The organism is Microbacterium sp. CGR1 (genome assembly GCF_001266755.1).
In the GTDB taxonomy this organism is placed as follows: domain Bacteria; phylum Actinomycetota; class Actinomycetes; order Actinomycetales; family Microbacteriaceae; genus Microbacterium.
The window spans coordinates 1,082,204-1,104,295 of record NZ_CP012299.1 but is presented as its reverse complement, the minus strand read 5'-3'; the positions used below and the strand labels follow the sequence as shown (position 1 = coordinate 1,104,295).

Genomic DNA, 22,092 nt, shown 5'->3' with positions numbered 1-22,092 from the left:
TGGTTCGAGTCCAAGCCGGGGAGCCAATGAAAAGCCCCTCTTCGGAGGGGCTTTTCCCTTTCTGCGGTGCGAGTCCCCGCTACTGTCTCTTCGAGGTCATTCGATGGTGACCTCCGGATACGCGAACGAGGCCCCGTCGGATGACGGAGCCTCGTTCGGTGGATCAGAGCGAGATCAGCGCGCTGCGCCCTTGAGCGACCCGGTGGTCTGGCCGGCGGGGTCGGAGATCACGCACTGCACGACGCGGTCGTTCAGCTCGTCCCAGGTCTGCTGGGTCGGCGTGATCGGGTAGACCTCGAGCACCGAGGCCTCGAAGGCGACACCGACGAAGCTCGTGTAGGCGTCGCCGATGCACTCCTGCGACGCGGCGTCGATGTTCTCCTCGGAGAACTCGCCGTCATCCATCGTGATCTCGTAGTAGACCTCTTCATCGTGCGGCTGGTCGCACGGGACGACGTCGGCGTCCTCGATGAGACCGCTTGCACTCGCCATCTTGCAGTCGCCGAGCTTCAGCGAGAAGATGTCGATGTTCGAGCTCTCGGTCACCTGTCCGGTGTCCTCGTCGCGGTCGGCGTCTCCCGAACCGCCCCCCAGGATGCCGTTCAGCGCGCTGCAGCCGGTCAGTGCGACCGACAGCGCCACGGCAGAACCTGCCAGCGCCAGTGCGCGTCGCGTGCGCATCTTCATCATTTCGTCCCCTCCAGAGCCTCTTGGTGAGTGGCATATTGAAATACCACCTCAAGCACGGTATCCGGGCCGGAGTCTGTGATGCAACTCCGAGAAGACTGTGAGCGGGCTGGGAGGGGAGGTCAGGCTTCCAGATCGTCGATGCCGGGAACCCAGCTCGCGCCGGGCTTGCCCCACCCGCGCTTCTTCGCGATCTTCTGGACGGTCTTCCAGTCGCCGTCCGAGAGGCGGTCGATGTAGAGGATGCCGTCGAGGTGGTCGAACTCGTGCTGCATGATGCGGGCGCGCCAGCCGTCGACCGCGATCTCCACCGGCGCCCCGTCGAGATCGACGCCTGAGACCCGCACCCGCTCCGAGCGCCGCAGCGGGAATCGCTCACCCGGGAACGAGAGGCAGCCTTCGGACTCCAGCTCGTCGTCCGGCTCGCCGGGTTCCAGCGGCACCATCCAGAGCTCCGGGTTGATGATCACGCCACGCCACGGCTGCTCGTCATCGTCGACGTACGCGTACGTGTAGATGCGCAGCGGCACGCCGACCTGGGGTGCGGCGAGACCGACGCCCGGGGCCCTGTCCATCGTCTCGAACATGTCGGCGACGAGCGTGCGGATGTCGTCGGAGATCTCCTCGACGACGGAAGCGGGGGAGTGCAGGACGGGGTCGCCCATGATGCGAATAGGAAGAACAGCCACGCCATAACCCTACTCGGCGCACATCGCCGGGTAGGGTCGAAGGGTGAGCATCTCCGTATGGATGACTGGGGCGGAAGACGTCACCGAGCAGCTGGTCGGTGTCTTCCAGAACCCGAAACTGCTCCTCGGCATCCCCCTCGCGCTTGCGGGTGCCGTCTTCATGTCTCTCGGCGCGCAGTATCAGCATCGTGGCGTCGAGAAGGTGGAGCGGCTCAGCGGATCCGACGGAGCCAGCGGTCTGAGCATGAGCCAGATGAAGGGCCTGCTCACCCGGCCCTCCTGGATAGCCGGAACGCTGATGCTCGGCCTGGCGATCGTGTGTCAGCTCGCGGCGCTCTCTCAAGCGCCACTGATGGTGGTGCAGCCGCTCGGCGCCATCGCGCTTGTCATCACCACGCTGCTCAACGCGCGGATCTCGGGTCATTCGCCGACCAGGAAGTCGATCATCGCGATCGTCTGCTGTGTGGGCGGCATCTTCCTGTTCGTCTTCTTCGCGGCGATCTACGCCACGGAGAAGGAGATCACCGACACCGAGCTCTTCACGATCCTGGCGATCCTGCTGGTCGTCATCATCGTGCTCGGCGCCTGCTGGCTGGTGCTCCGCCACCGCATGCGCGCTCTGTTCTACGTCATCGGCGCCGGCATCCTCTACGGTTTCGTCGCCACTCTCGCCAAAGCCGTCATCAGCCGGATCAGCGCCGGCAACTTCGAGTGGATCACCCTCGTGTGCGTCATCGCGCTGATCGCGGCCGGCGCCGTCGGAGCGTACTTCGTCCAGTCCGCCTACAGCTCGGGGCCGCCGGATCTTGTCATCGCCGGACTGACGGTCGTCGACCCCATGGTCGCCGTGCTCATCGGCATGGTCGTGCTCGGAGAGGCCGCGGCGTCACCGCCGTGGGTTCTCGTGATCTTCGCCGTGGCCGGTGCCATCGCGATCTGGGGCGTCGTCAACCTCGCGCGGTATCACCCGCAGGTGCTGAGCGACAGCCAGGACCTCGGGATCACGCGCGGCAGTGACGACGCGACAAAAGACCCCGAGGCCTGAGTTCTCTGGACTTCAGTACGCCGGGTCGATGAGGTCGGGAGAGACCTCCGACGCAGCGGCCTCGTCGACGAAGAAGACGGTGCGCTTGCGGCCCTTGGCGCCCGCGGCCGGAACGTTGGTGTAGCTCGCGCCCGCGAGGGCGAGTCCGAGCGCCGACGCCTTGTCCGCGCCGGTGAGGACCAGCCAGACACGCTTCGACGCGTTGAGCACCGGGCGCGTCAGCGTGACACGCTCCGGCGGAGGCTTGGGAGAGTCGCGAACCGGCAGCGCGGCGGCGTCCGTCACGGTGACCTCGGGGCGATCGGGGAAGAGTGAGGCGATGTGGCCGTCGGGCCCCACGCCGAGGAAGCAGACCGCGAACGACGGCCACGGGTGCTCGTCGGTCCCGTAGCGCGCGAGATCCGCCGCGTACGCCGAAGCCGCCTCGTCGAGGGCCAGCCCCTCGTCCGCAGCAGCGACCTCGTGGATGTTCTCGGCGGGGACGGGAATGTGGTCGAGCAGGGCCTCACGCGACTGCACCGCATTGCGATCGGCGTCGTCGCGAGCGACGAACCGCTCATCGCCCCACCAGAAGTGAACCAGCGACCAGTCGATCTGACCCGACCTGGGGTCGTCGCGCGTCGCACGCAGAACCGCACCGCCCATCGAACCGCCGGTGAGGGCGATGTGGGCGACGCGGCCGTTGCGCGTGCGCGCACGAAGGCGCGTCAGGAATCTGTCGGCCACGCTCGCGGCAAGTGCTGCGGGCGTGGCTTCGACCACGACCCGCTTCTCTGCGGGCGCTGTCTTCGTCGACATCATTCTCCTGTCTGGGGCGGACCCAGTTTCTCCCAGCCCTCGGTGATCACTCGACCGTACAGGACGTCGGGGTCGAGGCGACGCAGCTCCTCGGCGAGGCACTCCCGCAGCGTGCGGCGCGGCAGGTGCAGGTCGTGGTCGGGCTGGTCGGGCTGCGTGAGCACGGCCACGCCGGGCGTGGGCCGCTCGAGCAGGATGTCGCCCGACGAGCGGTGCAGACGCACCGACTTGATGCCCTCCTGCCAGTGCTCGGGGTCTTCGTACGACCAGGTCACCGGGACGTCGAGGGCCATCTGCAGCCACGCGGCGAGCAGCGCGGTCGACGGCGAGGCCGATCCACCGCGCACCTCGACAGCGGTGACCTCTTCGAACGGCGGCTGATCGAGCACGGCGGCGAGCTGCTCGCGCCAGTGCGTGAGACGGGTCCACGCGAGGTCGGTGTCGCCGGGCGCGTGGGTCTCGCCGAGCAGTCCCAGGCGGTCGCGAACATCGGGTGCGGTCGCGGCATCCGTGATGCGGCGCTGCGCGATCTTGCCGAGGGGAGACGAGGCCGGCGATGTCGGCGCCTCTTCGGGCCACCAGGCGACGACGGGGGCGTCGGGCAGGAGCAGACCTGTGACCAGGCTCTCCTCGTTGCTGGCGGCGTCTCCGTAGGCCCGGAGGACGACGACCTCGGAGGCGCCGGCGTCACCGCCGACGCGGATCTGAGCGTCGAGACGCGACTCGCCCTCACCCGTGGTGAGAACGATGACACGCATGGGGTGCTCGCGGGACGCGTCGTTTGCCGCGTCGATCGCTGCCTCTGCGACGCCGTTGCGTGCAGAGATGATCAGCGTGAGCACACGGCCGAGTGCGACGGCGCCGCCCTCTTCGCGCACCTTGACGAGCTGCTTGGCGACCTGGCTGACGGTCGTGTCGGGAAGGTCGATGATCATGGGCGTCTCCACACTCGTCCATCACGGGCAAGGAGGTCGTCGGCGGATGCCGGACCCCACGAACCGGGTGCGTACTGGTCGACCGGGCCGCCCTCGGCTGCCCAGTACTTCTCCACGGGGTCGAGGATCTTCCAGGAGAGCTCGACCTCCTCATGGCGCGGGAACAGCGGCGGGTCGCCCAGGAGCACGTCGAGGATCAGACGTTCGTACGCCTCAGGGCTCGCCTCGGTGAACGCGTGGCCATAACCGAAGTCCATGGTGACATCGCGCACGTTGGTGCCGTTTCCGGGCACCTTCGATCCGAAGCGGATCGTGACGCCCTCATCGGGCTGGACGCGGATGACGAGCGCGTTCTGGCCGAGCTCTGCCGTGTTCGAGCGGCCGAAGAGGTGCTCCGGTGCCTTCTTGAACACGACGGCGACCTCGGTCACACGACGCCCCAGACGCTTCCCGGTGCGAAGGTAGAACGGGACGCCGGACCAGCGTCGGGTGTCGATCTCCAGCTTGATCGCGGCATAGGTCTCGGTCGCGGACTCGGGGTTCATCCCGTCCTCGTCGAGGAATCCGGTCACCTGCTCGCCACCCTGCCAGCCGCCCGCGTACTGCCCGCGGGCGGTCGCGAGCGAGAGATCCTCCGGCACGTGGACCGCAGCGAGAACCTTCTCCTTCTCGGCACGCAGGTGCTCGGCGGACAGGCTGATCGGCTCTTCCATGGCGGTGAGCGCGAGCAGCTGCAGCAGGTGGTTCTGGATGACATCGCGCGCCGCACCGACGCCGTCGTAGTAGCCCGCACGGCCACCGACGCCGATGTCCTCGGCCATCGTGATCTGCACGTGGTCGACGTAGTTGCGGTTCCAGATCGGTTCGTACAGCTCGTTCGCGAAGCGCAGGGCCAGGATGTTCTGGACCGTCTCCTTGCCGAGGTAGTGGTCGATGCGGAAGATCGAGTCGGCGGAGAACGCCACCTCGAGGGCGGCATTGAGTTCGCGCGCCGACTCGAGGTCGTGGCCGAACGGCTTCTCGATCACGACACGTCGCCAGCGCTCATCGTCGTCGTCATTCGCTCCGACGAGGCCGGAGTCCTTGAGCTGCTTCGCGACGAGGGGGAAATCCTTCGGCGGGATCGACAGGTAGAACGCGTGGTTGCCCATCGTGCCGCGTTCGACGTCGAGCTGATCGACCGTGTCGCGCAGCTTGCGGAAGGACTCGGGGTTGTCGAACTCGCCCGAGACGAAGCGGATGCCCTGCAGCAGCTGCGCCCACGTCTCTTCGCGGAAGGGCGTGCGTGCATGCTGCTTCACGGCGTCGTACACGACCTGGGCGAAGTCCTGGTCCTCCCAGTCTCGACGGGCGAAGCCCACGAGAGCGAATCCGGGAGGCAGGAGTCCGCGGTTGGCGAGATCGTAGACGGCGGGCATGAGCTTCTTGCGTGACAGATCTCCGGTCACACCGAAGATCACGAGGGCGCTGGGCCCGGCGATCCGGTTGAGGCGGCGATCATCGGGGTCACGCAGCGGGTTGTGCCCGCGCGAGATGGGAACAGACATCGGTGGGGGATTCTCCTGGCTGTTACTTCTGTGCGGCTTCGAAGAGGGTGAGGACGTCGGCCGACGAATCGGTGATCGTCAGGGAGACGACCGGACGGCCGTGCTCGGCGAGGACACCGGCATCGCCGGCGGCCTGTGCCTCGATGAGCTGTCCGAACGTGAACGGGCGCTCGGGGATCTCGAGGTCGACATCCGTGCGCTCCAGGATCTGCAGGAACACGCCCTGCGCCGGCCCGCCCTTGTGGTACTGGCCGGTGGAGTGCAGGAACCGGGGTCCCCATCCGAACGTCGTCGGCCGACCGGAGTCGGCGGCGACGAGCTCGCGGAGACCCTGCAGCTGCGGGACGTCGAGCCTGTTGACGTATGCCTGGATCGACACGTAGCCGTCTTCCGGCAGCACAGCCCACAGCGCGTCGAGCACGCCCTCGACGGTTCCCGACACCGCGAGAGCGGGGTCGGAGACGCGGACCTCGACGCCGTTCTCGACGAACGCCGGTGTCGTCGGAGCGGGACGTGCATCCAGCAGTCCACGGGCGGCGACCTTCGCCGACTCGACGTCGGGCTGGTCGAACGGGTTGATGCCGAGCAGATACCCGGCGATGGCGGTCGCGTACTCCCACACGATGAGCTGCGCACCCAGCGAACCGCTGACGAGGATCTCGCCCTCGTGACGTTCGCGCAGGTGGAACTCGTTCGCGTCGTCGACGAGCCGCACGATCTGGAGATCGGCGGGTCGGGAGTCGAGCTCCGGCGACACGGGCAGCAGGACGACGGGAAGGATGCCGGTGCCGTCCTTGCCGGTGGACTCCGCGATGAGCTGCTCGATCCAGTCGGGGAGCCCGTTGATGTGCGTGCCGTCGGTGATGAGACCGAGCTTGTCGCGTCGCGGCGTGGTGGCGGAGATCGCCGCGGCCAGCCGGAGTGCCGGGTTGTCGGCCGAGTCGATGGCGACCTCGAGGAGCGAGGCCTCGGCCTCGTCGAGGAGCTCGGCGATGTCAGCGCCCGCGAGCCCCGACGGTACGAGGCCGAAGGCGGTGAGGGCCGAGTACCGTCCGCCGACGTGCGGGTCGGCGTTGAACACGCGGTAGCCGGCTTCACGAGCGGAGACGTCGAGCGGCGAGCCCGGGTCGGTCACGACGATGATGCGCTCGAGCGGGTCGATGCCCACGTCGCGGAACGCGGCCTCGAAAGTGCGACGCTGCGAGTCGGTCTCGACGGTCGAGCCGGACTTCGAGGAGACGACCAGCACGGTGTTCTCCAGGCCCTCGTCGAGCGCGGCGAGCACCTGGCTCGGCGCGGTCGAGTCGAGAATCGTCAGCGGGACACCGGCGGTCTGGGCGATCACCTCGGGGGCGAGCGATGACCCGCCCATGCCGGCGAGCACCACCCGATTCACACCCTTCGCGTGCAGATCGGCGCGGAGGGCGACGATCTCGGCGACGAGGGGGCGCGAGACGGATACCGCCTCGACCCAGCCCAGGCGGATCGACGCCTCGGACTCGGCGGCGGGACCCCACAGGGCTGCGTCACCGCCGGTCACCCGCGAGGCGACCAGGTCGTGGACGAGAGCGGGAACCGTCTCGTCGATCGCGACCCGAGCCGCGCCCGAGGCGTGGATCGCAAACGTCATCGCTGCGCCTCGAGGCCCTCAGCCACCTGCGTCAGCAGATCGTGCCAGGAGTCGATGAACTTGGCGACGCCCTCGTCCTCGAGCACCTGGGTGACGTCGGTGAAGTCGATGCCGAGGTCGGCGAGACCGGCGAACACGGCGCGAGCCTCGTCGTAGCCGCCCGTGATCGTGTCGCCGGTGACGACGCCGTGGTCGAAGGTGGCCTCGAGCGTCTTCTCCGGCATCGTGTTGACGACGTCCTTTGCCACGAGCTCGGTGACGTAGAGCGTGTCGGGCAGGGCCGGGTCCTTGACGCCGGTCGACGCCCACAGCGGACGCTGCGGGTTGGCGCCCAGCTTGATGAGGTCCTGCGCACGCTTCTCGGCGAACTTCTGCTCGTAGAGCTCATAGGCGAGACGCGCGTTCGCGAGGCCCGCCTTGCTCTTGAGCGCCTCGGCCTCGTCGGTTCCGATCGCCGAGAGGCGCTTGTCGGTCTCGGTGTCGACGCGCGACACGAAGAACGAGGCCACGGAGTGGATGCTCGACAGATCGAAGTCGGCGCTGTGCGCGCGCTCGAGACCGGTGAGGTAGGCGTCGATGACCTCGGCGTAGCGCTCGAGGCTGAAGATCAGGGTGACGTTGACGCTGATGCCCGATGCGATCGCCTCGGTGATGGCAGGCAGGCCCGCCTTCGTCGCGGGGATCTTCACGAGCAGGTTCGGACGGTCGACCTTTGCCCACAGCTGCTTGGCCTGTGCGACGGTGCCCTCGGTGTCATGCGCGAGGTCGGGGGAGACCTCGATGGAGACGCGGCCGTCGACGTGGCCCGACTTCTCCCACACGGGGCGGAAGACGTCGAGAGCGGCGGCGACGTCCTGCGTGGTCGCGGCGAACACGGCCTCTTCCGCCGTGGCGCCCGACGCTGCGAGCTCGGTGACCTGAGCGTCGTACGAGGTGTTGTTCTTGTCGGTGATCGCGTTCGCGAAGATCGTCGGGTTGGTGGTCACGCCGACCACGTTGCGCGACTCGATCAGCTCGGCGAGGTTGCCGGACGAGATGCGGGTGCGGGACAGGTCGTCGAGCCAGATGCTGACACCGGCTGCTGCGAGGTCTGCGGTGGGGGTGCTCATGCGTTCTCCTTGATGGTCTCGCGTGCGGCCGCGATGACGGCCTCGGTGGTGATGCCGAACTTCTGGAACAGGGTCTTGTAGTCGGCGGAGGCGCCGAAGTGGTCGATGCCGACCGAACGGCCGCGGTCGCCCACGATGCCGCGCCAGCTGAGGACGGAGCCGGCCTCGACCGAGACGCGGGCGGTGACGGCCTTCGGCAGGACCGACTCGCGGTATGCCTCGTCCTGCTCGTCGAACCACTCGAGCGAGGGAGCCGACACGACGCGGACGTTGACGCCCTCTTCGGCCAGGGCCGCCCGGGTGTCGACCGCCAGCTGGACCTCGGACCCGGTCGCGATGATGATCACGTCGGGGGTGCCGTTCGGCGCCTCGGCGAGCACATATGCACCCTTCGAGACACCGTCTGTCGAGGCGAAGAGGTCGCCGTCGGCTGCACCCTGGCCGCGCTCGAACACCGGGATGTTCTGACGGGTCAGCGCGATGCCGGTGGGGCCCTCGTGGCGTCGGAGGATCTCGAGCCAGGCGGCCGAGGTCTCGTTGGCGTCAGCCGGACGCACCAGGGTGAAGTTCGGGATGGCGCGGAGCGTCGCGATCTGCTCGACGGGCTGGTGCGTCGGGCCGTCTTCTCCGAGGGCGACGGAGTCGTGGGTCCAGACGAAGATGCTGGGGACGTTCATCAGCGCGGCCAGACGCACCGGCGGGCGCATGTAGTCGCTGAAGATGAGGAAGGTGCCGCCGAAGGCGCGCGTCGGGCCGTGCAGCACGATGCCGTTGACGATGGCGCCCATGGCGTGCTCGCGGATGCCGAAGTGCAGCACGCGGCCGTAGGGGTCGCCCGACCACTCGTGGGTCGACCACTCGGCGGGGATGAAGGACTTCGAGTCCTTGATCGTGGTGAGGTTCGACTCGGCGAGGTCGGCCGATCCGCCCCAGAGCTCGGGGAGCTCGGCGGCGAGGGCGTTGATGACCTGACCGGAGGCCGCACGCGTCGAGACGTCCTTGCCGCCTTCGAAGACGGGGAGCGCCGAGGTGATGTCGGCTGGCAGCTGCTTCGCCTCGAGGCGGTCGAGCAGCGCCTTGCGCTCAGGGTTGGCCGCGGCCCACGCGTCGAACGACTTCTGCCACTCGGCGCGGGTCTCCGCGGCGCGATCCGCGAGTGCGCGGGTGTGGGCGATGACGTCGTCGGCGATGGCGAAGTGCTCTTCGGGGTCGAAGCCCAGGACCTTCTTCGTTGCGGCGAGCTCGTCGCCACCGAGCGCGGAGCCGTGGATCTTGCCGGAGTTCTGCTTGCCGGGCGAGGGCCAGCCGATGATCGTCTTCAGGATGATGAGCGACGGCTTCGAGGTCTCGCCCTTCGCGGCCTCGATCGCCGCGTTGAGCTCGGCGACGTCCTCGACGTACTCGCCGGTCTTCTTCCAGTCGACGACCTGGACCTGCCAGCCGTAGGCCTCGTAGCGCTTGGCGACGTCTTCGGTGAAGGCGACGTTCGTGTCGTCCTCGATCGAGATCTGGTTGGAGTCGTAGATCGCGATGAGGTTGCCGAGCTCCTGGTGGCCCGCGAGCGAGGAGGCCTCGCTGGTGACGCCTTCCTGGAGGTCGCCGTCACCGGCGATCACGTAGACGAAGTGATCGAACGGGCTGGTGCCCGCCTCTGCCTCGGGGTCGAACAGGCCGCGCTCGTAGCGGGCGGCGTAGGCGAAGCCGACGGCGGAAGCGAGTCCCTGTCCCAGCGGGCCGGTGGTGATCTCGACGCCCTTGGTGTGACCGTATTCGGGGTGGCCCGGGGTGAGGGAACCCCACGTGCGCAGTGCCTTGAGGTCGTCGAGCTCGAGGCCGAAGCCGCCGAGGTAGAGCTGCACGTACTGGGTGAGAGAGGAGTGTCCGACCGAGAGGATGAAACGGTCACGACCCAGCCAGTCGGTGTCGGTCGGGTCGTGACGAAGCACCCGCTGATAGAGGAGATACGCGGCCGGAGCCAGGCTCATCGCGGTGCCGGGGTGGCCGTTGCCGACCTTCTCCACGGCATCCGCAGCCAGAAGACGCGCGGTGTCCACCGCGCGTCGGTCGATCTCATCCCACTGCAATTCCGACACTGTGAAGCCCTTCTGCAACTGTTCGAGAGCGCCGGATTGCACGATCGCAGTCCGCAACGATACGGAGGGGTTTGTGATGTGCGCCGGACGCGCGAGTCATTTCAGCATAGCGCCGAGGTTCGACTCGTTACCCCCCTTTACAACGCTCCGCCCGTCCAGTAATTCCATGCCTTCGTCGAGGCTTGCGATGAGCGGCGGAACTGCGGATCAGGAGTCCTGGAACGCGATCCCGTCGCGTCCCGGGAGCCCGAATGCGAGGGTCGGTGGAGCGCTGATCATCGGGGCGGGCGAGCCCTGCGCCCGGCGTGCCCTAGACTGGGAAACGCTGTCGTGACGCGTGTGGAGGAGGCGATCGAGATCTCGACGATGTCTGATCAGACCGTTGTGAAGAAGTCCATCGGTCGCACCGTGAAGGCGTACGTCGCCCTCACCAAGCCGCGCGTCCTCGAACTGCTGCTGGTGTCGACCGTCCCGGTGATGTTCCTCGCTCAGGGCGGTCTCCCCGACATGTGGCTGGTGCTGGCCACCGTGATCGGCGGCTCGCTGAGCGCCGGCTCGGCTGCGGCGTTCAACATGTACCTCGACCGCGACATCGATGCCCACATGCATCGCACGGAGAACCGTCCGCTGGTGACCGGCGAGATCAGCCCGCGAGGCGCGCTGATCTTCTCCTGGACGCTCGCCGTCGTCTCGACCGTATGGCTGTGGTTCACCACGAACTGGCTGGCGGCCACGCTGTCGGCATCCGCCATCTTCTTCTACGTCGTCATCTACACGATGATCCTCAAGCGACGCACCGAGCAGAACATCATCTGGGGCGGCATCGCCGGGTGCTTCCCGGTGCTCATCGGCTGGGCTGCCGTCACCGGCTCGCTCGACTGGCCCGCGTTCATCCTGTTCGCGCTCATCTTCCTCTGGACGCCGCCGCATTACTGGCCGCTGTCGATGAAGTACAAGGACGACTACGACGACGTCGACGTGCCCATGCTCGGTGTCACCCGCAACGCCTCACAGGTCGGCCTCCAGGTCATCCTCTATGCCTGGGCGACCGTCGCCTGCTCGCTGCTGCTGATCCCGATCGCGAACATGGGCCTCGTCTACGGCGTCTCCGCCGCGGTGTTCGGCGGCTGGTTCATCTATGAGTCGCACCGCCTGTACAACCAGGCGGTGCGAGGCAACGAGGCGCGGCCGATGCGAGTCTTCCACGCCTCGATCACTTATCTGACGCTGATCTTCGTGGCCGTCGCGGTCGACCCGCTGCTGCCGTTCTGATCCTGCTCGGCGTCGCCGACCAGCTCGTCGTCCGCCGCTGTCGCGGGGATCTCGGAGTCGATGGGGTCGGCCTCATCGGCCTCAGCTGACTCGTTCGTCCCATCGATCGGCCCGACGACTGCGGGTGCAGGAGAAGGCAGGAGCGCCTGCACCGCACTCAGACCGACGGCGATCAGCACGCCGATGACGCCGGCGCCCAGAAGCGCGGCTCCGACGACGACGAGCGACTGCCCCACGTAGATCTCGATGCCGGTCGCCGTGCCGTCGAGCAGAGTGCTCGTCATGGTGCCGACCTGGCCGGCGATCAGCCACCCGCCCACTCCCGCTGAAGCGAGCGAGAGCACGAGGAGGAGCCAGAAGCCGATGCTGCGTGTCAATGACTTGTTCATGTCCGCAACGGTGCACGACGAACTGATGAGCCGCTGATGCCCGGGCTGTGCATCCCCTGTGCGCAGCCGGGGTCAAGCCTCCGCAGCGGCCGGCTTCTTCAGGTTCAGCACCACCACGGTGTACGCAGCCGCCGACAGCGAGGCGAGCACCATGTGGATGCCCACGAGCACCGGCGGGAGGCCTTCGCGCGCCTGCCACACGCCCACGCCGACCTGCACCAGGATCGCCAGCACGAGCACGAGCAGCCATCTGCGCGGTCGTAGGTGCAGGACCCACGCGGCGATCGTCAAGGTGACGACGAGCGCGGCGAGGATGTATCCCGGCCAGGAGTGCACGTGGGCGAGCACCGTGGCGTCGAATCCCTGGCGCTCGACGGCCGCGTCGCCGGAGTGCGGCCCGGAACCGGTGGTCAGCACGCCGAACAGGATCGTCACGGCGAGGGCGAGACCGGTGATGTGGCTCAGTGCCGCGAACCAGGTCGGCACCGCGCGCTCACGCGGTCCGGGCGCGGCGTAGAGCCTGACCAGGAAGGCCGCGGTCACGCACACAAGGAGGAGGGACGACACGTAGTGGAATCCGACGATGAAGGGGTTCAGTCCCGTGAGCACCGTGATGCCGCCCACAAGAGCCTGCGCGACGACGCCGATCAGCACGACCCAGGCGAGGATGACGAGATCCCGCCTTTCGGTCGTCACCCTGACCGATCTGACCGTGGCGGCGATGACCGTCACGAGCAGAGCCGCCATCGCGAAGGGCGTGGCGGGGAGGTCGACGAGCGTGAAGATGAAGAACACGACCCCGGCCGCCAGGATTCCGGCGGCGGCGAAGCGGAGGGCCGAGAACACCGTGGCCTTCCCCCCGGTGCGCGCCAGCACGAGCAGCAGGACGGCGAGGGCGATGACGCCGACCACACCCGTCATGACGCGGTTGCCGAACTCGATGATGCCGTGGATTCCCTGATCGGCATAGATCGGGACGAGCGACTCCGGCGTGCAGAGCGGCCACTCGGAGCATCCGAGGCCTGATCCGGTCAGCCGCACGGCGCCGCCGGTGCCGATGATGATGGTCTGCGCGAGGAATGAGAGCCAGGCGAAGACGCGAAGCGCTCGCCCCCAGAGGATCGCATGCGTCGACGCTGCCGCGTTCGTGGGGGAGGAGATCGTCGTCTCGGGCATAAGTCTCTCCGAACCGCGCCGGACACGGCGAGCGGCCCTGTCTTCAGGCGGAACCTGTAGAATCGGATTGTTGTGATGAGCGCTGACCGCGCTGAAGCATCGCTAACAGTTTAGGCGCGATGGATGCGCCGGTGATGAGGGCCCACCAACGGCACCCGCTCCCGCAGACTCGACGGGGATCAGGTGTGTCGGGGCGGATGACACCGTTTGGGACCTGTGAGGAGAGTGTGTGATGTCGGATGTGCTGATCGACCGCCCGGAGCTTGACGGCCTGGGGGTGTACGAATTCGGGTGGCATGACGAAGATGCCGCCGGAGCCATCGCCAAGCGCGGTATCTCCGAAGAGGTGGTCCGCGGGATCTCGGCGCTCAAGCACGAGCCCGAATGGATGCTGAAGACCCGACTCAAGGGCTATCAGCTCTTCGGTCGCAAGCCGATGCCGACCTGGGGTGCAGACCTCAGCGAGATCGACTTCGACAACATCAAGTACTTCGTGCGCTCGACCGAGAAGCAGGCCCAGTCCTGGGAGGATCTCCCGGCTGAGATCCGCGAGACGTACGAGCGCCTCGGCATCCCCGAGGCCGAGCGTCAGCGCCTCGTCGCCGGTGTCGCAGCGCAGTACGAGTCCGAGGTCGTCTACCACCAGATCCGCGAGGATCTAGAGGAGCAGGGCGTCATCTTCATGGACACCGACACCGCGCTCCGCGAGCACCCCGAGTTCTTCGAGGAGTACTTCGGCACCGTGATCCCGGCCGGCGACAACAAGTTCGCCGCGCTCAACACAGCCGTGTGGTCGGGAGGTTCGTTCGTCTACGTCCCCAAGGGCGTGCACGTCGAGATCCCGCTGCAGGCGTACTTCCGCATCAACACCGAGAACATGGGCCAGTTCGAGCGGACCCTGATCATCGCCGACGAGGACAGCTACGTCCACTACATCGAGGGCTGCACCGCTCCGATCTACAAGTCGGACTCGCTGCACTCGGCCGTCGTCGAGATCATCGTGAAGAAGAACGCCCGCGTTCGGTACACGACGATCCAGAACTGGTCGAACAACGTCTACAACCTCGTCACCAAGCGCGCCGTCGCCCATGAGGGCGCGACGATGGAGTGGGTCGACGGCAACATCGGCTCCAAGGTGACGATGAAGTACCCGTCGATCTACCTGATGGGCGAGCACGCCAAGGGCGAGACCCTCTCGGTCGCCTTCGCGGGTCCCGGCCAGCACCAGGATGCCGGCGCGAAGATGATCCACATGGCTCCGTACACGCAGTCGTCGATCGTCTCCAAGTCGATCGCCCGTGGCGGTGGACGTGCGGGATACCGCGGCGAGGTGAGGGTGGACGCGAACGCGCACCACTCCGCGAACACCGTGCGCTGCGACGCGCTGCTGGTGGACACGAAATCGCGCTCCGACACATACCCGGCCATCGACATCCGGGTCGACGACGTGCAGCTGGGCCACGAGGCCACCGTCTCGAAGGTCAGCGAGGAGCAGCTCTTCTACCTGCAGTCCCGCGGCATGCCCGAGGACGAGGCGATGGCGATGATCGTGCGCGGCTTCATCGAGCCGATCGCGCGCGAACTGCCCATGGAGTACGCGATGGAATTGAACAAGCTCATCGAAATGGGCATGGAAGGATCGGTCGGCTAAATGGCGGCCTCGACGACAGCGCCCAGCGAGGCGCAGCACACGAACGCGCACATCGACCCCGCAGCTCAGGTCTCGGATGCCGGATTCGTCCCGGTGCAGACCCGCTCGGAGCGTCCGCACTCCTTCGAACCCGCCGACTTCGGTTCGCCGACCGGCCGCGAGGTCAACTGGAAGCACACTCCGGTGGCCAAGCTCTCCGCCCTCTTCGAGGTGGCAGGTCTGACCGAGGGCGTGCGCTACTCGTTCGGTGACGGCGAGAAGTACGTGGCGGCACCGCTCGCCGCGGGTGATGCCCCGCGCGGAGAGGTCTTCCTGGCCGAGGACATCACGGCGGCCGTCGCCTGGCAGGGCTCATCCGAAGCGCTGCACATCCGCATCCCGCGCGAAGAAGAGGTCGCTGAGCCGATCCTCGTCTCGATCGAGGGCCTCGGCGCCGAACTGCGCGCCGATGCCCACATCGTGATCGAGGCCCTCGAGCACAGCTCGGCCACCGTCGTGCTCCAGCACACCGGAGCCGCGCAGTACTCGCAGAACGTCGAGATCATCGTCCGCGATGGCGCGAAGCTCACTGTCATCAGCCTGCAGCAGTGGCAGGACGAGGCCGTGCACACCTCTGCGCATCAGGCCAGGGTCGATGCGGATGCCACGCTCAAGCACTTCGTGATCAGCTTCGGCGGCGGAGTCGTGCGCGTGAACCCGAGCGTCGAGCTCGCCGGCGCCGGATCCGAGGGCTACCTCTACGGACTGTCCTACGCCGATGCCGGGCAGCACCTTGAGAGCCAGGTCTACCTGCACCACAAGGGCCCGCACACCAAGGGCGACGTGCTCTACAAGGGTGCGCTCCAGGGGCAGGGAGCGCACAGCGTCTGGATCGGCGACGTGCTCATCGGCGCCGACGCGACGGGCACCGACTCCTACGAGGCGAACCGCAACCTGGTGCTCACCGAGGGTGCACGCGCCGACTCGATCCCGAACCTCGAGATCGAGACCGGGGACATCCTCGGCGCCGGCCACGCCAGCGCCACGGGGCGCTTCGATGACGAGCAGCTGTTCTACCTGCAGGCCCGCGGCATCAGCGAAGAGGAAGCGCGCCGACTCGTCGTGCTCGGATTCCTCACCGACATCGTTCAGCGCCTGGGAATCCCGGCACTGGAGACCGAGCTGCTCGACGCGATCGAGACGGAGCTCGCCGAGGTGAACGCATGAGCGCCGAGCGCGTGTGCGGCGTCGCGGAACTCGAGCAGGACATGCCGATCCGCGTCGAGCCGAACGGCGTCCCGATCACCGTGATCAAGGACTCCGAAGGTGTGATCCACGCCATCGGGGACACCTGCACGCATGGCGACATCTCTCTCGCCGAAGGCTTCGTCGAAGGTGACACGGTGGAGTGCTGGGCCCACGGCTCCGCGTTCTCGCTGCTCACCGGCAAGCCCCAGAACCTCCCTGCTTATGAGCCCGTTCCGGTCTACGTCGTCGAGATCGACGGCGACGACGTGCTCATCGACCCGACTGTGACGAAGGAAGTCTGAATGTCTGTTCTCGAAATCCGCGACCTGCACGTGACGGTCGAGACCGAGGCGGGTACCACCCCGATCCTCAACGGAATCACCCTCACCATGAACACCGGTGAGACGCACGCGATCATGGGCCCCAACGGCTCGGGCAAGTCGACGCTCGCGTACACGATCGCCGGCCACCCGAAGTACACCGTGACCTCCGGCTCGATCACGTTCGACGGCCAGGATGTGCTCGCGATGAGCGTCGACGAGCGCGCGCGCGCCGGCCTGTTCCTCGCGATGCAGTACCCGGTCGAGATCCCCGGCGTGACGGTGACGAACTTCCTCCGCACCGCCAAGACGGCACTCGACGGCGAAGCTCCGGCGATCCGCGGCTGGACCAAGGACGTCAAGGCGGCCATGGCGAACCTCCGCATGGACCCGAAGTTCGCTCAGCGCAACGTCAACGAAGGCTTCTCCGGTGGCGAGAAGAAGCGTCACGAGATCCTGCAGCTCGAGGTCCTCAAGCCGCAGTTCGCGATTCTTGACGAGACCGACTCGGGCCTCGACGTCGACGCGCTGAAGATCGTCTCGGAAGGCGTCAATCGCGCCAAGGAGTCGACCGGCCTCGGCGTGCTGCTGATCACGCACTACACCCGCATCCTCCGCTACATCCGTCCGGACTTCGTGCATGTGGTCGTCGCGGGCAAGATCGTCGAAGAGGGCGGCCCTGAGCTCGCAGACCGGCTCGAGGAAGAGGGATACGACCGTTTCCTCGACCCCGCAGCCCCCATCGAGGCGTAGGCTGATTCGCATGACAGCCACCCTCACGGACGCGAAGTACGACGAGGTCACCGAGGCGCTCAAAGACGTCATGGACCCGGAACTCGGGATCAACGTCGTCGACCTCGGTCTCATCTACGACCTCGCTTGGGATGACGAGAACGATGCTCTCGTCATCCACATGACGCTGACCAGCGCCGGCTGCCCCCTGACGGACGTGCTCGAGGACCAGACCGCGCAGGCTCTGGACAACGTCGTCGACCGCTTCCGCATCAACTGGGTGTGGATGCCGCCGTGGGGTCCGGAGAAGATCACAGACGACGGGCGCGACATGATGCGCGCCCTCGGCTTCGCGATCTGAGAATGCTCGAAGTCACGGCTCTGCCTCTGGCGGAGCTCAGACGACGTAGCAGCGAGAAGTGGCGGGAGTATCCCGCTGACGTGCTTCCGCTCTTCGTCGCGGAGACCGATTTCCCGCTCGCACCGGAGGTCTCGAACGCGTTGCGTCGCGCCGTCGAGCTCGGAGACACGGGGTACATCGCCTCGCGGACACCATTGCCCGACACCTACGCGGCGTTCGCACGCCGTCGCTTCGGCTGGGAGGCGGATCCGACGCGGATGCGCACCACGGCCGATGTGAGCATGGGCATCGTCGAGATACTCCGCCGCGTGACGCAGCCGGGAGAGCGCGTGGTCGTCACCCCTCCCGTGTACCCGCCGTTCTTCGATCTGGTGTCCGAGGCCGGCGCCGAGGTGGAACGGGTGCCTCTCATCGACACGGGGATGGGGTGGGAACTCGATCTCGACGGCGTCCGTGCAGCGTTCGAGGACGGCGCGACCGCGATCCTGCTCTGCAATCCGCACAACCCGACGGGCACCGTCCACAGTCGCGACGCGCTCGCGGCGCTGGCCGAGATCGCCGACGAGTTCGGCGCGGCGGTGGTCTCCGACGAGATCCACGCACCGCTCGCGCAGCCGGGAACCGGCTTCACGCCGTTCCTCCACACGGGCGAGGCCGCCGAGCGCGTGGGGTATGCGGTCGTCAGCGCGAGCAAGGCCTTCAATCTGGCCGGCCTCAAGTGCGCCCTCATGGTGACCGCTTCCGAATCGACGAGCGCGGTCGTGCGCGGGTTGCCGATCGAGGTCGAGTGGCGCACCGGTCAGTTCGGTCTGCTCGCGGCTGTCGCCGCCTTCTCGGAGGAGAGCGATGAGTGGCTGGACGGGCTGCTCGCGACACTCGACGCGAACCGCGTACTCCTCGAGGACCTGCTCGCATCGAAGCTCCCCGGTGCCCGCTACCGGATGCCCGATGCCGGCTACCTCGCCTGGATCGATCTCTCGGCTCTCGGATGGGGCGACAACCCCGCGCGTCGGATCCTCAAGGAGGCGAAGGTAGCCCTGCACTTCGGCCCCGCCTTCGGCGAGCAGGGCAGGGGATTCGTGCGGTTGAACTTCGGGACGAGTCCGGAGATCATCACCGAGGCCATCGAGCGCATCGCGACGCTCGTGGATCGATGACGGTCGATCGCGCGACATCGTCGATCTGGGACCGAGAACGCCTCTGGGTCACCGCCGGCGCGGTCGCGCTGATCTTCCTGGCGGCGATCGAGGCTCTGGCGGTGACGACCGTCATGCCGATCGTCAGCGAGGCGCTCGACGGCCAGGCGCTGTATGCGGTGGCCTTCGCGGGGACACTGGCGACGAGCGTGATCGGGATGGTCGCCGCGGGTGCCTGGTCGGACGCTCGCGGGCCCCGGGGTGCGCTGTACGCCGCCGTGTCGCTGTTCATCGCCGGCCTTCTGCTGTCGGGGTTCGCGGTGACGATGGATCAGTTCCTCATCGGCCGCCTCGTGCAGGGGCTCGGTGCGGGCGGACAGACGGTGGCCCTGTACGTCGTGGTGGCCCGCCTGTATCCGCCCCACCTGCACGGAAGGGTCTTCGCGGCGTTCGCCGCGGCCTGGGTGGTGCCGTCGATGATCGGCCCGTTCCTCGCGGGTGCCGTCGCCGAGTACCTCGACTGGCGGTGGGCATTCCTCGGGGTGGCCGTGCTGACGACGGCCGCCTTTCTCATGATCGCGATCCGGTTGCGCGGCGTCGACCTCGGGCATGGCGAACCACAGGACCGTCGAGCTCTCGTGACTCGTCTGATGCTCGCCGTCGTCGTCGCGGTGTTCGCCGTGCTGATCGGCTTCACGGCCGAGATGACCGCGCAGATCGGATGGTCGGTCGCACTGGGCTCGGTGGCCGTCATCGCCGTGGCCGTGCTGCCGCTGCTCCCTCGACGCACTCTGCGCGCCGGCCGGGGCCTGCCGAGCGTCGTGCTCATGCGGGGCGTCGTCGCCGGCGCGTTCTTCGCCGCGGAAGCGTACATCCCGTACCTGCTCATGGAGAGGTTCGGGTTCACGGCGACGTGGGCGGGCATCGCCTTGATGTTCGCCGCGTTCGCCTGGGCCGGTGCGTCCGCGCTGCAGGGGAGGTTCGGTGAACGTCTCGGCAACACGAGGATCACCGTCATCAGCCTCTCGCTGCTGGTCTGTGCTCTGGTGTTCGTGCTCCTCGCAGCGCTCTGGGGGTTCTCGCCGCTCTTCGTGGTGGTGGGATGGGCCTTCGCCGGCGGCGGCATGGGTCTGCTCTATCCCCGCCTCACGGTGCTCACGCTCGCGTACTCGGATGCCGGCAACCAGGGCTTCAACTCGTCAGCTCTGTCGATCTCGGACTCCACGGGCGCCGCGGTCGTCATCGCTCTCGCGGGTCTCGCCGTCGCCAGCCTCGGCGGTGGTGCGAGCGCCTTCGGCGTCGTCTTCGCGTTCTGTCTCGGTCTGGTGCTCCTGGCGTTCGTGCCAGGACTCAGGCTGGGTCACGCCGCGGAGCTGACGGATGCGGAGTCGCGCGAGCGGTGAGGCCGGCGCCGGACGACTCTCCGGCGAGCGCGGCCACGCCGAGGTCGAAGACGCGGTCGAGTCCCGCTGTGACGTCGATCGTGTGGTCGTCGAGCGCTGCTCCGTGGCTGTCGGCGTGCATCCGCTGCTGAACGAGAGTCGCATGGCCGAGCACGAAGTGCAGGAGTGCGGCTGCTCGCTCCGGTGCGTCCGACAGGCCGTGGCGCGTCAGCGCGGCTTCCAGTGCGGTGTGCGCATACGACGAGCCGAGACGCAGGGCATACGTGCTGAGCACGAGCTCGGCCCCGTCGCGATAGGTGAAGAGCGCGTCGCGGATGCTGCGGGCGGTGGTCAACACGTCCGCATCGTCGCGCGGGATGCCCGCGGTGATGCGATCGGCCAACTCCGCCAGCAGCTCCTGCTTGCTCGAGAAGTGCCAATAGAGAGCACTCGGCTGCACATCGAGCCTGCCGGCGATCCGCCGCATCGAGAGGTCGGCGAGGCCGACCTCGTCGAGGAGCGCGAGTGCAGCGCGCGCGACGCCGTCGCGGTCGTGACGGGTCGAGTTGTGCTCCGGGGCCATCCCGTCAGTATAGTGAACACCGTTCAAGTGAACGGTGTTCAGGAAGGTGATGGACGATGGCTCGGCACACAGACGACCTCGGTCGCGAACTCGCGAGGGTGGCGATCTTCGCCGCGCTCATCATCGTCCTCGGAATGGTGACGATCCCGATCCCCGGCGGGGTGCCCATCACCGCGCAGACCCTGGGGGTGATGCTCGCCGGCGCTGTACTCGGCCCGCGGTCGGCCCCGCTCTCGGTGCTCCTCGTGTTGGTGCTGGCAGCGGTCGGGCTCCCCGTCCTCGCCGGTGGCCGTGGCGGTCTCGGCGTCTTCGTCGGTCCGACAGCCGGCTACCTGCTCGGGTGGCTCCTGGGCGTCATCGTCATCGGACTGATCGTGCGCAGCGGTCGGCCCCGCTGGTGGCGGATCGCCCTCGGGGTCGTCGTCGGCGGCATCGTGGTCGTGTACGTCTGCGGGGTGCCCGTCACCGCGCTCGTACTCGGGCTCGACCTGGGACCCACCGCACTGGCGAGTCTCGTCTTCCTCCCCGGCGATCTGCTCAAGGCGGCAGCGGCCACAGCGCTGGTCCTCGCGCTACGGCGCGCGTACCCTCGAGCTTTCGGCACGAGTGCCCCATCCGTGCCGGCATCCGTCCGTGCGGTCTGAGACCTCGACCGGATCGATCTCGGTCGACGATGTCACCGTGGAGCGGGAGGGGCAGCCGATCCTGCGCGATGTGAGCATCGAGCTCACGACGGCGACGATCGCGGTCATCGGCGCGAACGGTTCAGGAAAGTCCACTTTCGCGCGTCTGCTGAACGGCCTCGTGCTCCCGGATGCAGGGCGCGTCACGGTGCACGGTCTCGATTCTCGTAGGGATGTGAAGGCTCTGCGGCGGCGGGTGGGTTTCGTCTTCACCGATCCGCAGGCGCAGATCCTCATGCCTACGCCTGCCGAGGACCTCGCGCTGTCGCTTCGCGGATCCTCTCGTGCGGACGTCGACAGACGTGTGGCCGCGGCACTCGCCGAGCACGGCTTGACCGATCGGGCGGACGTGCCGGCGTCGGCGCTGTCCGGCGGTCAGAAGCAGATGCTGGCTCTCGCGTCTGTCCTGATCACCGAACCGCAGCTGATCGTCGCCGACGAGCCGACGACCCTGCTGGACCTGCGCCACTCCCGACGGATCGCGGATCTGCTGCTGGCGCTTCCCGCCCAGGTCGTCATCGTCACCCACGACCTCGAGCTCGCAGCGAGGTGCGACCACGCGGTCCTCTTCGAGGCGGGCTCGATCATCGCGTCGGGCGCCCCGCCGGACGTGGTCGCCGAGTATCGCGAGCTGGCCGCGTGATCCA

Annotated in this window: 22 protein-coding genes; 11 read left to right on the top strand and 11 right to left on the bottom strand. The window is 67.6% G+C overall.

All coding sequences use genetic code 11. The features are described 5' to 3' along the window. Positions 1–174 precede the first annotated feature (174 nt). Positions 175–687 carry a septum formation family protein gene (locus tag AKG07_RS05290; RefSeq protein ID WP_233277329.1) on the bottom strand — a complete coding sequence of 171 codons (513 nt, stop codon included), beginning with the start codon at positions 685–687 and terminating at the stop codon, positions 175–177. Positions 688–809: 122 nt separating this feature from the next. Beyond that, on the bottom strand, positions 810–1,376 hold the full coding sequence (gene def / locus AKG07_RS05285; protein ID WP_072591388.1) for a peptide deformylase: 567 nt from the start codon (positions 1,374–1,376) through the stop codon (positions 810–812). A 61-nt stretch (positions 1,377–1,437) separates the two neighbouring features. Here def and AKG07_RS05280 point away from each other — a divergent pair, with 61 nt between their 5' ends. Next, positions 1,438–2,421, top strand: coding sequence for a DMT family transporter (locus AKG07_RS05280; RefSeq protein WP_053096472.1), 984 nt, complete (start codon positions 1,438–1,440; stop codon positions 2,419–2,421). Positions 2,422–2,433: 12 nt separating this feature from the next. Here the strand turns inward: AKG07_RS05280 and pgl are convergent, their stop codons facing one another. From pgl to tkt, 6 genes are read right to left on the bottom strand one after another with little or no spacing between them, the layout of a single operon-like run. Further along, entirely contained in the window at positions 2,434–3,219 is a 786-nt protein-coding gene (pgl, locus tag AKG07_RS05275) for a 6-phosphogluconolactonase (RefSeq protein WP_171821921.1), read from the bottom strand. Then, positions 3,219–4,154 carry a glucose-6-phosphate dehydrogenase assembly protein OpcA gene (locus tag AKG07_RS05270; RefSeq protein WP_053096468.1) on the bottom strand — a complete coding sequence of 312 codons (936 nt, stop codon included), beginning with the start codon at positions 4,152–4,154 and terminating at the stop codon, positions 3,219–3,221. Before AKG07_RS05270 ends, pgl begins: the two co-directional genes overlap by 1 nt. Further along, positions 4,151–5,701, bottom strand: a complete 1,551-nt coding sequence (gene zwf, locus AKG07_RS05265) for a glucose-6-phosphate dehydrogenase (protein WP_053096466.1) — start codon at positions 5,699–5,701, stop codon at positions 4,151–4,153. Before zwf ends, AKG07_RS05270 begins: the two co-directional genes overlap by 4 nt. Positions 5,702–5,723: 22 nt before the next feature. Beyond that, positions 5,724–7,331 carry a glucose-6-phosphate isomerase gene (locus tag AKG07_RS05260; RefSeq protein ID WP_053096464.1) on the bottom strand — a complete coding sequence of 536 codons (1,608 nt, stop codon included), beginning with the start codon at positions 7,329–7,331 and terminating at the stop codon, positions 5,724–5,726. Further along, on the bottom strand, positions 7,328–8,440 hold the full coding sequence (tal, locus tag AKG07_RS05255) for a transaldolase (RefSeq protein ID WP_053096462.1): 1,113 nt from the start codon (positions 8,438–8,440) through the stop codon (positions 7,328–7,330). The genes AKG07_RS05260 and tal overlap by 4 nt, the downstream gene beginning before the upstream one ends. Continuing rightward, positions 8,437–10,533: a transketolase gene (tkt, locus tag AKG07_RS05250; protein WP_053099150.1), complete on the bottom strand. Its 2,097-nt coding sequence runs from the start codon at positions 10,531–10,533 to the stop codon at positions 8,437–8,439. The genes tal and tkt overlap by 4 nt, the downstream gene beginning before the upstream one ends. A gap of 366 nt (positions 10,534–10,899) precedes the next feature. Between tkt and AKG07_RS05245 the strand changes: the two genes are divergently transcribed. Next, positions 10,900–11,805 carry a heme o synthase gene (locus tag AKG07_RS05245; RefSeq protein WP_053099149.1) on the top strand — a complete coding sequence of 302 codons (906 nt, stop codon included), beginning with the start codon at positions 10,900–10,902 and terminating at the stop codon, positions 11,803–11,805. On the opposite strand, the gene AKG07_RS05240 is transcribed toward AKG07_RS05245, so the two are convergent. Both AKG07_RS05240 and AKG07_RS05235 read right to left on the bottom strand, forming a co-directional pair. Further along, positions 11,751–12,194 (bottom strand): hypothetical protein, encoded by a 444-nt coding sequence (locus AKG07_RS05240; protein ID WP_150115077.1) that lies wholly within the window; start codon positions 12,192–12,194, stop codon positions 11,751–11,753. The two genes, AKG07_RS05245 and AKG07_RS05240, sit on opposite strands and share 55 nt — an antisense overlap. Positions 12,195–12,266: 72 nt before the next feature. Then, complete coding sequence (locus tag AKG07_RS05235; protein WP_053096459.1) at positions 12,267–13,370, bottom strand: COX15/CtaA family protein; 1,104 nt, start codon at positions 13,368–13,370, stop codon at positions 12,267–12,269. A 232-nt stretch (positions 13,371–13,602) separates the two neighbouring features. On the opposite strand from AKG07_RS05235, the gene sufB reads away from it, so the two are divergent. From sufB to AKG07_RS05200, 7 genes are read left to right on the top strand one after another with little or no spacing between them, the layout of a single operon-like run. Beyond that, positions 13,603–15,021 (top strand): Fe-S cluster assembly protein SufB, encoded by a 1,419-nt coding sequence (sufB, locus tag AKG07_RS05230; protein ID WP_053096457.1) that lies wholly within the window; start codon positions 13,603–13,605, stop codon positions 15,019–15,021. Beyond that, positions 15,022–16,227, top strand: a complete 1,206-nt coding sequence (sufD, locus tag AKG07_RS05225; protein ID WP_053096455.1) for a Fe-S cluster assembly protein SufD — start codon at positions 15,022–15,024, stop codon at positions 16,225–16,227. Next, positions 16,224–16,550 (top strand): non-heme iron oxygenase ferredoxin subunit, encoded by a 327-nt coding sequence (locus AKG07_RS05220; protein WP_053096453.1) that lies wholly within the window; start codon positions 16,224–16,226, stop codon positions 16,548–16,550. Before sufD ends, AKG07_RS05220 begins: the two co-directional genes overlap by 4 nt. Further along, complete coding sequence (gene sufC, locus AKG07_RS05215) at positions 16,551–17,321, top strand: Fe-S cluster assembly ATPase SufC (RefSeq protein ID WP_053096451.1); 771 nt, start codon at positions 16,551–16,553, stop codon at positions 17,319–17,321. A 10-nt stretch (positions 17,322–17,331) separates the two neighbouring features. After that, complete coding sequence (locus AKG07_RS05210) at positions 17,332–17,661, top strand: metal-sulfur cluster assembly factor (RefSeq protein ID WP_053096448.1); 330 nt, start codon at positions 17,332–17,334, stop codon at positions 17,659–17,661. 2 nt (positions 17,662–17,663) lie between these two features. Further along, positions 17,664–18,818: a MalY/PatB family protein gene (locus AKG07_RS05205; protein WP_053096445.1), complete on the top strand. Its 1,155-nt coding sequence runs from the start codon at positions 17,664–17,666 to the stop codon at positions 18,816–18,818. After that, positions 18,815–20,200, top strand: coding sequence for an MFS transporter (locus AKG07_RS05200; protein ID WP_053096443.1), 1,386 nt, complete (start codon positions 18,815–18,817; stop codon positions 20,198–20,200). Before AKG07_RS05205 ends, AKG07_RS05200 begins: the two co-directional genes overlap by 4 nt. On the opposite strand, the gene AKG07_RS05195 is transcribed toward AKG07_RS05200, so the two are convergent. Further along, positions 20,148–20,762, bottom strand: a complete 615-nt coding sequence (locus AKG07_RS05195; protein WP_082297831.1) for a TetR family transcriptional regulator — start codon at positions 20,760–20,762, stop codon at positions 20,148–20,150. The genes AKG07_RS05200 and AKG07_RS05195 overlap by 53 nt on opposite strands. Before the next feature lie 56 nt (positions 20,763–20,818). Here AKG07_RS05195 and AKG07_RS05190 point away from each other — a divergent pair, with 56 nt between their 5' ends. Continuing rightward, a complete protein-coding gene (locus tag AKG07_RS05190) occupies positions 20,819–21,406 on the top strand; it encodes a biotin transporter BioY (protein WP_053096441.1) in 588 nt (195 codons plus the stop codon). Next, a complete protein-coding gene (locus AKG07_RS05185; RefSeq protein WP_082297830.1) occupies positions 21,396–22,088 on the top strand; it encodes an energy-coupling factor ABC transporter ATP-binding protein in 693 nt (230 codons plus the stop codon). Before AKG07_RS05190 ends, AKG07_RS05185 begins: the two co-directional genes overlap by 11 nt. Positions 22,089–22,092: the final 4 nt, after the last annotated feature.

Bases quoted from the DNA above. Each gene is read 5' to 3' on its own strand.
- AKG07_RS05280 (WP_053096472.1), top strand. From the start codon at position 1,438: ATGACTGGGGCGGAAGACGTCACCGAGCAGCTGGTCGGTGTCTTCCAG.
- AKG07_RS05195 (WP_082297831.1), bottom strand. From the start codon at position 20,762: ATGGCCCCGGAGCACAACTCGACCCGTCACGACCGCGACGGCGTCGCG.
- sufD (WP_053096455.1), top strand. From the start codon at position 15,022: ATGGCGGCCTCGACGACAGCGCCCAGCGAGGCGCAGCACACGAACGCG.
- AKG07_RS05220 (WP_053096453.1), top strand. From the start codon at position 16,224: ATGAGCGCCGAGCGCGTGTGCGGCGTCGCGGAACTCGAGCAGGACATG.
- AKG07_RS05210 (WP_053096448.1), top strand. From the start codon at position 17,332: ATGACAGCCACCCTCACGGACGCGAAGTACGACGAGGTCACCGAGGCG.
- AKG07_RS05270 (WP_053096468.1), bottom strand. From the start codon at position 4,154: ATGATCATCGACCTTCCCGACACGACCGTCAGCCAGGTCGCCAAGCAG.
- AKG07_RS05190 (WP_053096441.1), top strand. From the start codon at position 20,819: ATGGCTCGGCACACAGACGACCTCGGTCGCGAACTCGCGAGGGTGGCG.
- tal (WP_053096462.1), bottom strand. From the start codon at position 8,440: ATGAGCACCCCCACCGCAGACCTCGCAGCAGCCGGTGTCAGCATCTGG.
- AKG07_RS05205 (WP_053096445.1), top strand. From the start codon at position 17,664: ATGCTCGAAGTCACGGCTCTGCCTCTGGCGGAGCTCAGACGACGTAGC.
- AKG07_RS05200 (WP_053096443.1), top strand. From the start codon at position 18,815: ATGACGGTCGATCGCGCGACATCGTCGATCTGGGACCGAGAACGCCTC.
- zwf (WP_053096466.1), bottom strand. From the start codon at position 5,701: ATGTCTGTTCCCATCTCGCGCGGGCACAACCCGCTGCGTGACCCCGAT.
- AKG07_RS05245 (WP_053099149.1), top strand. From the start codon at position 10,900: ATGTCTGATCAGACCGTTGTGAAGAAGTCCATCGGTCGCACCGTGAAG.
- AKG07_RS05240 (WP_150115077.1), bottom strand. From the start codon at position 12,194: ATGAACAAGTCATTGACACGCAGCATCGGCTTCTGGCTCCTCCTCGTG.
- AKG07_RS05290 (WP_233277329.1), bottom strand. From the start codon at position 687: ATGAAGATGCGCACGCGACGCGCACTGGCGCTGGCAGGTTCTGCCGTG.
- sufC (WP_053096451.1), top strand. From the start codon at position 16,551: ATGTCTGTTCTCGAAATCCGCGACCTGCACGTGACGGTCGAGACCGAG.
- AKG07_RS05260 (WP_053096464.1), bottom strand. From the start codon at position 7,331: ATGACGTTTGCGATCCACGCCTCGGGCGCGGCTCGGGTCGCGATCGAC.
- sufB (WP_053096457.1), top strand. From the start codon at position 13,603: ATGTCGGATGTGCTGATCGACCGCCCGGAGCTTGACGGCCTGGGGGTG.
- AKG07_RS05235 (WP_053096459.1), bottom strand. From the start codon at position 13,370: ATGCCCGAGACGACGATCTCCTCCCCCACGAACGCGGCAGCGTCGACG.
- pgl (WP_171821921.1), bottom strand. From the start codon at position 3,219: ATGTCGACGAAGACAGCGCCCGCAGAGAAGCGGGTCGTGGTCGAAGCC.